The 1,256-nt window shown below is 41.6% G+C and carries 2 protein-coding genes and 1 pseudogene; 2 read left to right on the top strand and 1 reads right to left on the bottom strand.

Annotated elements, in window-relative coordinates:
- Nucleotides 1-103: 103 nt before the first annotated feature.
- Together IQ211_RS19335 and IQ211_RS19330 are read left to right on the top strand one after the other, a co-directional pair.
- Nucleotides 104-592 (top strand): annotated as a pseudogene (locus tag IQ211_RS19335) (RHS repeat-associated core domain-containing protein); the annotation flags it as partial.
- A gap of 6 nt (nt 593-598) precedes the next feature.
- Nucleotides 599-853, top strand: a complete 255-nt coding sequence (locus IQ211_RS19330) for a hypothetical protein (protein ID WP_189761415.1) — start codon at nt 599-601, stop codon at nt 851-853.
- A 90-nt stretch (nt 854-943) separates the two neighbouring features.
- Here the strand turns inward: IQ211_RS19330 and IQ211_RS19325 are convergent.
- Nucleotides 944-1,256, bottom strand: a 313-nt coding sequence (locus tag IQ211_RS19325) for a SymE family type I addiction module toxin (protein ID WP_228011629.1), incomplete at its 5' end; no start/stop codon positions are given.

Raw genomic sequence — 1,256 nt, 5'->3', positions numbered from 1 at the left:
GTTCGCGGGGATGGACGGAACAGGTAAAAATGGTTCTTTAACAAGCTGATAGTCAAAGAAAAAATCGCTTAAAACAGTATGACCGCACCGGAATCGTTCCTAAGACCCCATAGGGCTGCTGGGCGGATTGAATCCGTATGGGTATGTACATAATCCGGCGAAATGGGTTGACCCTTATGGTCTTAGTTCAACATCTTCTATCAAAGAAACTGGTGCTCGAAGAGTACTGGATCCTGATAGCGTAGCTGGGTGGGAAAAAGCTGAGAAACACTACGATAATATCAGAGCTGACTCTTCTGATATTGCAGCTATTGCAAAAAATACAGGCTGGAAAGAATCCCATATTGCCAGAATAAAAGACCATGTATTTTTCAAAGAACATCAATTAGATAGAGGAGTTGGTCGATTTGATGCTGATCCGGGTATGGTCAATGCATGGTCGCGCTTGAAGAAAGGCGACCATGTACAATCAGATATTAATTTATTGAGGCATGAGTATTTTGAATCTAAGTTTGAAGGTATTTTCCGAACAAACTATAGAACCGCTCACGACAAAACTGAATCCACAGGCAGAATTTGGATAGATGAGTAGAAAAATATGGCATTTCACATATTGATGTTTAAAAAGGAAGAAAACGAGATTAGTGCCCAGTATCTCTATATGTCTACAACATCAAGACATTCAGAAATGGAACACGGTCTTTTCGAAATAAATAAGGAAAATGGAGACGTTACATTGGTTAGACTTGCTGATTATGATGAGCAAAAACATTTTTTTCAAAGAGCATCATTTAAAATATTCAAACATTGGAAAAATGGAGAGCTTCCAGAAGAAGCTGAATGGGCATCATAACAAACTTCTAACTCAATGATTAAAATAAGCCGGAAAGATCCCCATGATCTTCCGGCTTTGTTCTTTTTAAGAGCCGCTCAGTTCCTGCCCTTAGTTGCTGTTGTAGTCGCTAATCAGTTCCCGCATTCTCAGCTTAATATCACTAAACTGCTCTTGCTGGCGCCGATATTGTTGCTTGATAGCGCAGGTATCATCGCTGTCAGGAATGAGCACCAGACAGCCCGCCATAATTTTAACCGTCAGTGTGCCGCCAATATCAAACCCGGCCGCCTTAAGCCACTGGCCTTTAAGGTGGATCGCAGGCGGGGCAGTGGCTTTATTATTTTGCGGCACGTATCCCACGGTGTAATAACGTTCTGTTTTCATGACTTTATTTACTGCACGGTTTTGCTTAGAATGCGCC

It is taken from the genome of Xenorhabdus griffiniae (genome assembly GCF_015163655.1).
Taxonomy (GTDB): domain Bacteria; phylum Pseudomonadota; class Gammaproteobacteria; order Enterobacterales; family Enterobacteriaceae; genus Xenorhabdus; species Xenorhabdus griffiniae.
Note: the sequence above shows the minus strand (reverse complement) of the source record. Positions and strands in the feature narration are given on the sequence as shown.

Coding starts and splice junctions, on each gene's coding strand:
- IQ211_RS19330 (WP_189761415.1), top strand. CDS start 599: ATGGCATTTCACATATTGATGTTTAAAAAGGAAGAAAACGAGATTAGT.